We start from the raw sequence: 6,074 nt of genomic DNA, 5'->3' as shown, positions 1-6,074 counted from the left end.
TTTTTGCAACACTAAGATAAGTGAAAATTCTGACATGGCAAAATCCTGGGCAACTTTTTGTTGCTCAGGAACTTATAAATAAAGTTAAATTATAGTGTTGCGGAATTAAGGGTAAGGTGAATTGGATTCTACCGTACTGATCAGCCATCCGTAGAACTCGTCAAAACCACGATAGATTGGTGATGATTTTGGATCATAGCCATCCAGATGCCATTTGTTGACAAGACAGGTTTTGTAGCCGGCAGCGTGCAATACCGTAGCGATGGTCGTATCCTGCGGCTGCAGACTTGTTCTGCGAACGATGGTCGTGTCTCCTTCAGGGGTTATTTTCAGACCAGTCATGCCTCCTGCTGTGCACATATTATCACGTATACGGCTATTGCCGGTATTCTTACCCGTCATCAGTGCACAACGTGATGGTGAACTGATTCCTGACTCGGCATAGCTCTGGTTGAATCGAGTACCCGTAGCAGCCAGTTTATCAATGTTTGGAGTCTTGATAGTCTTGCTGCCGTAGCAGGAGATATCGCCATATCCCAGATCATCGGCAAGGATGAAAATGATATTGGGTCTGTCATTTTACAAAAGTAAGAAAAATAAATGATAACGGCATTACTTTTGCATAATTTTATGATAAATTGCTATTTTACAGATATTTTGCTGATTTTTGAAATTAAATTCGTAATTTTGCAGTCGAAAAGAAATAATATTCAGATTTTGATAGACAAATGATAGATTCATTACAAAATATTTTAGTTCAGGTTAGCGATTTTCTCTGGTCGTATATCATCATTACAGTTCTGATATGCTGTGCCCTGTTTTTCACTTGGCGTACAAGGTTCGTACAGTTCCGACTCATCAAGGAGATGGTCAGGCTGTTGCTGAATCCCGACAAGGTTCAACCGGAGGAGATAGGACAAGATGAACTGTCGATGGAGGTAAAGGTGAATGGCGAGATGAAACATATCTCTTCCTTCCAGGCTTTCGTGGTGGCATTGGCCAGTCGTATCGGTACGGGAAATCTTGCTGGCGTGGCTACAGCTATCAGCATCGGTGGCCCGGGAGCCGTATTCTGGATGTGGATGCTGGCTTTGCTGGGTTCTGCATCGGCTTTCATAGAATCAACTCTAGCCCAACTTTACAAGCGCAGGGGAAAGACATCCTTCTTTGGAGGTCCTGCCTACTATATGAAGTATGGTCTTGGAAAGGGATGGATGGGCATTCTCTTTGCCGTCCTGATGATCATTACCTTTGGCTTTGCCTATAATTCTGTTCAGAGCAATACCATCTGTCTGGCCTGGCAGAAAGCGTTCGGCATCGAACCTGCTACCATGGGAATTGTGCTCACGGTGCTCACCCTGCTCATCATCTTCGGTGGTATCCAGCGCGTGGCAAAGTTCTCTTCTACTGTGGTTCCTGTGATGGCTGTCGTCTATCTTCTGATAGCCGTTGGAGTCGTGATTTGGAATATCACCAGTCTGCCTAAGGTGTTGCTTGCCATTGTGGAGAATGCCTTCGGCTTCAATCAGGCTGCCGGCGGAGTGTTGGGTGTTACGGTGATACAGGGCATCAAGCGAGGACTGTTCAGTAATGAGGCTGGTGAGGGTAGTGCTCCTAATGCAGCTGCCGTGGCAACGGTGAGTCATCCTGTAAAGCAGGGTTTGATTCAGGCTTTGGGGGTGTTTACTGATACCTTGGTGGTATGTTCATGCACCGCCTTCATCATACTGGTGAGTGGGGTAGATGTTACAGCATCCAATGGTATTCAGCTGACGCAGGATGCCTTGACTCACGAAATAGGAAGCATCGGCAATCCATTTGTGGCTGTAATGATCTGTCTCTTTGCCTTCAGCAGCATCATCGGCAACTATTATTATGGCGAGACCAACGTGAGATATATCAGGGATTCCAAGCTGGGTGTATTCATCTATCGTCTTGCAGTAGCTGCGATGGTAATGGTAGGAGCTGTGGTATCGCTTGATTTTGCATGGAGTTTTGCCGACATCACGATGGCTCTTCTCACGCTCTGCAATCTTGTGGCCATCGTCCTGCTTTCCCGCCAGGCCGTCTTCCTGCTGCAGGATTATCGACAGCAGAAGAAGGAAGGCAAGAATCCTGTATTCTGCAAAGATAAGATGCCGGAGATTGCCGATAAGCTGGAGGCATGGTAGTAAATTAATTGATAAAATAATTAATATCCAATGAAAGCATTTACATATATCAAGCAAGGAGAATTTGGCTTCACTGAGAAGGAGAAGCCTACGATGATAGATGCGCATGATGCCATCGTGTATGACAAGCCGCAGATGCTTCCGCTTCCTGATATGTATGGCAAAAACCTCATCTTCAAGACGGGAGGTGTGGATGGATGCGACTGTGAGGAAATCCTTGATTTGATAGCCCAGGGAAAGATAGATACTACTCCTCTGATTACCCATCGTTTCCCGCTTTCAAGAATAGAAGAGGCATACGATGTCTTTGAAAACCGCAAGGATGGAGTCATCAAGGTTGCGATATTTCCTGGTTAAACTAGAGAGATGGTGTTATAAGTCTGGATAATTGTTGGCACATAACAGTTGACCACCACATGCACTACAGGTGTTGTGCATGCGCATATCAGCTGTTATGCAAGCGCACAACAGCTGTTGTGCGACCGGAGATACTAACTGTCTCAACAACATATCCTATCTTTTCCAACAACATATCCTATCTATTCTAACAACAAGAAGAGGATTTGAGAACCATATCTTTCAATACGTATCCCACAATGATATCCTTGTTGTTGTCATAAACGGGAATGCGTGAGAATTTCCATTCTTTCTGTTCGTAAAACTCCTTGGTAGTCAGATTCATGTTGGCTGATTCTACTACGATAGATGGAGCCATCACCTCCTTTGCCTTTACTCCTGCCAGGCGAATGTTCCGCTACGCTTGACTATTTCTCCGAGTTGAAGGATGCTGAGGTCAACAACGAGGCAAATGAAGAGTTACTAAGGATGATCCTGGAGGAGAACCATCCTTAGCCATATTAAGCGTATTTTGCTTTTATTTTACTTCAGTGAGCTTACCCGTCTGTGAGTCGATGATATAGCCATGCAGATTGACATCCTTTGGTATGAGAGGGTGGGTACGGATGGTATTGATTGTATTCCTTACTGAATCCTCAGTATCGTGGAATCCCTCCAGCCAATGGTCGAGATTGATGCCGCAAAGTCCGATGGTATCGATGACATCCTGATGGATGCCACGTTGCAACATCAATTCCTTCATCTGCTGGCCGTTCATGTGACAGGCACCGCAGTTGGAGTGGGCAATGACCATGATTTCCTCAACACCTAGTTCATAGATGGCAACCAGGAGGCTGCGCATGGCTGAGTCGAATGGGCTGATTACGAGTCCACCGGCATTCTTGATGAACTTGGCATCTCCATTCTTCAGGCCCAGGGCTGCCGGCAGAAGCTCTGTCAGGCGGGTATCCATACAGGAAAGGATGGCAAGCTTCTTGTCTGGATATTTACTCGTAAGATACTTTTCGTAGCCCTTGCTGGCCACGAAGTTTTCATTATATTTGATGATTTCTTCTATAATCATAGTCGTGTAAATTGAACTGTGAAACAAAATTTTCCTATTTCTCTGGGGTAGGCTTGAGGTAAGCCATGAATTTCTCTGGCTGATAGTTGAGAACCAGCTCATCCGGGAACTCTGCTTTCTCTACCAGAGGCATGATGTTGCTGTAGTCGGCAATCATGGTTGAGAAATGGGCATCACTTCCAAAGATGACAGGAGTCTCATACTTCCTGGCAAGCTCCAACAGTTCCAGATTATTGGGAGCAGCCACTGTCTTGTGACGGATGGGAGCCATGGAGTGGTTGTTAATCTCAAGCAGGGTATGCGTCTCCTTTGAAACTTTCATCAATACCTCGAAATCCAGATCTGCCGTACCGTCACCGGGATGTGAGATGATCTGCACGAAGGGATTGCGCATGGCATTGATGACACCATGTGTGTTCTCTTCCTTGGTTCCTCCCTGCCAGCAAAGGCTATGAATGCCAGCTATTCGGATGTCAAGCATGCGCCAGTAATCCTCGTCGAGGTCGATATCCCCTTGGGTATTGAGGATGTTGAGTTCTGCTCCCAGCATCAGTTTGATTCCATAGAGCTGGCGTGGAACGCAATGAAGGTTTCTGAAATAGATAGGGTCACAGGTACCCGGGATATTGGGACCGTGCTCTGTGATTCCCAGAATTTCCAACCCCTTTTCTTTTGCTGCTAAGGTCATTTCCTGCAAACTGCTGTAGGCATGACCTGATGCTATTGTATGTGTATGAACGTCTAATAATGTTTTCATGGTGCAAAGGTAATGATATTTGCTAAATATGTGAGTAAAACAACTATTAATTAATCAAAAAATGCAGATTCTAAGGACCATTATGATAAATAGGCAGGAAGCCAGACATTGGTAATGTGCTCCATATAATGCGAAACTATTATCATAAAGGGGCAACAATACTTCATTTTCATAACATCTTGAAAATTCACTTGATTTCACAAAAAAGAGCGATTCCTGCAGAGTTAATGCAAGAATCGCTCTTTTTTATCTTATCATTTTTTTTAATAAGCATTCTTATCTGGGAAGATGATGCTCTTGGCTGTCAGGAAGATAATCTTGATGTCGAGCCAGAACGACCAGTTCTCGATATACCAGATGTCTCGGCGGATACGCTCCTCCATCTGCCACAACTCCCTGGTCTCACCTCGGAATCCTGTAACCTGTGCCCAACCGGTGATACCAGGCTTGGAGAAATGGCGAACCATATACTTGTCTATCAAACTGCCATATACCTCAGTATGATGCAACATATGAGGACGAGGACCCACGATACTCATATCGCCCTTCAGGACATTGATAAACTGAGGGAACTCGTCGATGTTCGTCTTTCGCATGAAGTTGCCGAAAGCAAACTTTCTTGGGTCATCCTTGGTTGCCTGCGCCTTGTCTGCATCCTTATTCACATGCATGGAACGGAACTTCAGACAGTAGAATGTATCACCATTCAAACCTGTTCTTGCCTGCTTGAAGAAGATAGGTCCCGGACTCTGGGTCTTGATGATGAGAGCTATGATAGGGATGAACGGCAGAACGCAGAGACAGATAAGTCCACTCACCACGACATCGAATGCTCGCTTGGCAATGCGGTTAGAAACGAGAGTCAACGGCTCCTTGTGATTGGAATATACGGTTCTGCCCATGAAATTCTGGGCATCCAGATGTAATTTATACTCACCAAAGACACGTGGGAGATAGTAGAAATGGATCACGTTCTTGTCACAGAACTGCATAATCTTCACAATCCGTTCAGAATCATTATGAGATAGGCAACAGAATACTTCATCAATGTTGCTTGGAGCTCCATTAATGGTATCATTGATCGTAGACGACAAAATGCTATTGAGAACCTTGAGACTTCCTATTTTCTTTAAACCGTCAGGAGCCTTGGCTATTTCGGCATCAGCATAATAGCCCTTGACGATATAACCTGCAGATGGATCCTCGGTCATCGTCTGATACATTTCACTGATTGCCGGATCGTTGCCAACGAAGACTACCGTACGGCTGTTACGGCCTCTGGCACGATAGTACTTCAGTATTTTAAGTTCGCAGAGTCTTGAAAGAATCAGAAAGAAATAAAATGATGCGCCAAAGATAGCTGCAAAAGAGAACATCTGGCCTCCATGACTGAGTAGTCTTACAAAGACAAAGAACAGAAATACGGTAGATGCCGCCAGACATAATGTCCGTTTCAAAATCTGGAGGAAACCTATCTTTCTTATATGAATGATAGTTGAGTAGTTATACTCGCTTAGGAACAAGGCAACATTGGCAACGAAAAATGTAATCTTCGTCGCTGTATCGAAATAATCAGGGATAATCTGCGTTCCATACTCGGTATAGACAAGTAACAGACAATTTAGGATGACGAAATCTGCACAAGTTACCATACGTCTAACCAGTACGTTTCCTCTGTAGTTATTATTGATCATATATGCATTATTATTATAGTTCTTACCAGATA

General features: G+C 44.5%; 6 protein-coding genes and 2 pseudogenes. 3 read left to right on the top strand and 5 right to left on the bottom strand.

Annotation, left to right across the window (positions count from 1 at the left end):
* Nucleotides 1–111: 111 nt before the first annotated feature.
* Nucleotides 112–576, bottom strand: a pseudogene (locus ACTQ16_RS15250) (sulfatase-like hydrolase/transferase); the annotation flags it as partial.
* Nucleotides 577–731: 155 nt separating this feature from the next.
* Here ACTQ16_RS15250 and ACTQ16_RS15245 point away from each other — a divergent pair.
* Together ACTQ16_RS15245 and ACTQ16_RS15240 are read left to right on the top strand one after the other, a co-directional pair.
* A complete protein-coding gene (locus tag ACTQ16_RS15245) occupies nucleotides 732–2,171 on the top strand; it encodes an alanine/glycine:cation symporter family protein (RefSeq protein WP_441938213.1) in 1,440 nt (479 codons plus the stop codon).
* Between the two features lie 117 nt (nucleotides 2,172–2,288).
* A pseudogene (locus ACTQ16_RS15240) lies at nucleotides 2,289–2,528 on the top strand (alcohol dehydrogenase); the annotation flags it as partial.
* A 187-nt stretch (nucleotides 2,529–2,715) separates the two neighbouring features.
* On the opposite strand, the gene ACTQ16_RS15235 reads toward ACTQ16_RS15240, so the two are convergent.
* Nucleotides 2,716–2,886, bottom strand: coding sequence for a hypothetical protein (locus tag ACTQ16_RS15235; protein ID WP_441938206.1), 171 nt, complete (start codon nucleotides 2,884–2,886; stop codon nucleotides 2,716–2,718).
* Here ACTQ16_RS15235 and ACTQ16_RS15230 point away from each other — a divergent pair.
* Nucleotides 2,877–3,023, top strand: a complete 147-nt coding sequence (locus ACTQ16_RS15230; protein ID WP_441938205.1) for a hypothetical protein — start codon at nucleotides 2,877–2,879, stop codon at nucleotides 3,021–3,023. The two genes, ACTQ16_RS15235 and ACTQ16_RS15230, sit on opposite strands and share 10 nt — an antisense overlap.
* Before the next feature lie 22 nt (nucleotides 3,024–3,045).
* Here the strand turns inward: ACTQ16_RS15230 and ACTQ16_RS15225 are convergent, their stop codons facing one another.
* From ACTQ16_RS15225 to ACTQ16_RS15215, 3 genes are all read right to left on the bottom strand, one after another.
* A complete protein-coding gene (locus ACTQ16_RS15225; RefSeq protein ID WP_441938204.1) occupies nucleotides 3,046–3,591 on the bottom strand; it encodes a beta-class carbonic anhydrase in 546 nt (181 codons plus the stop codon).
* 34 nt (nucleotides 3,592–3,625) lie between these two features.
* On the bottom strand, nucleotides 3,626–4,348 hold the full coding sequence (locus tag ACTQ16_RS15220) for a phosphatase (protein WP_441938201.1): 723 nt from the start codon (nucleotides 4,346–4,348) through the stop codon (nucleotides 3,626–3,628).
* A gap of 263 nt (nucleotides 4,349–4,611) precedes the next feature.
* The gene (locus ACTQ16_RS15215) at nucleotides 4,612–6,042 is read right to left on the bottom strand and encodes an undecaprenyl-phosphate glucose phosphotransferase (protein WP_441938199.1); all 1,431 of its coding nucleotides are present in this window, start codon (nucleotides 6,040–6,042) and stop codon (nucleotides 4,612–4,614) included.
* Nucleotides 6,043–6,074: the final 32 nt, after the last annotated feature.

This window comes from Prevotella sp. LCP21S3_D2, assembly GCF_052118345.1.
In the GTDB taxonomy this organism is placed as follows: Bacteria; Bacteroidota; Bacteroidia; order Bacteroidales; family Bacteroidaceae; genus Prevotella.
Note: the sequence above shows the minus strand (reverse complement) of the source record. Positions and strands in the feature narration are given on the sequence as shown.

Coding starts and splice junctions, on each gene's coding strand:
- ACTQ16_RS15230 (WP_441938205.1), top strand. CDS start 2,877: ATGGAGCCATCACCTCCTTTGCCTTTACTCCTGCCAGGCGAATGTTCC.
- ACTQ16_RS15225 (WP_441938204.1), bottom strand. CDS start 3,591: ATGATTATAGAAGAAATCATCAAATATAATGAAAACTTCGTGGCCAGC.
- ACTQ16_RS15235 (WP_441938206.1), bottom strand. CDS start 2,886: ATGGCTCCATCTATCGTAGTAGAATCAGCCAACATGAATCTGACTACC.
- ACTQ16_RS15220 (WP_441938201.1), bottom strand. CDS start 4,348: ATGAAAACATTATTAGACGTTCATACACATACAATAGCATCAGGTCAT.
- ACTQ16_RS15215 (WP_441938199.1), bottom strand. CDS start 6,042: ATGATCAATAATAACTACAGAGGAAACGTACTGGTTAGACGTATGGTA.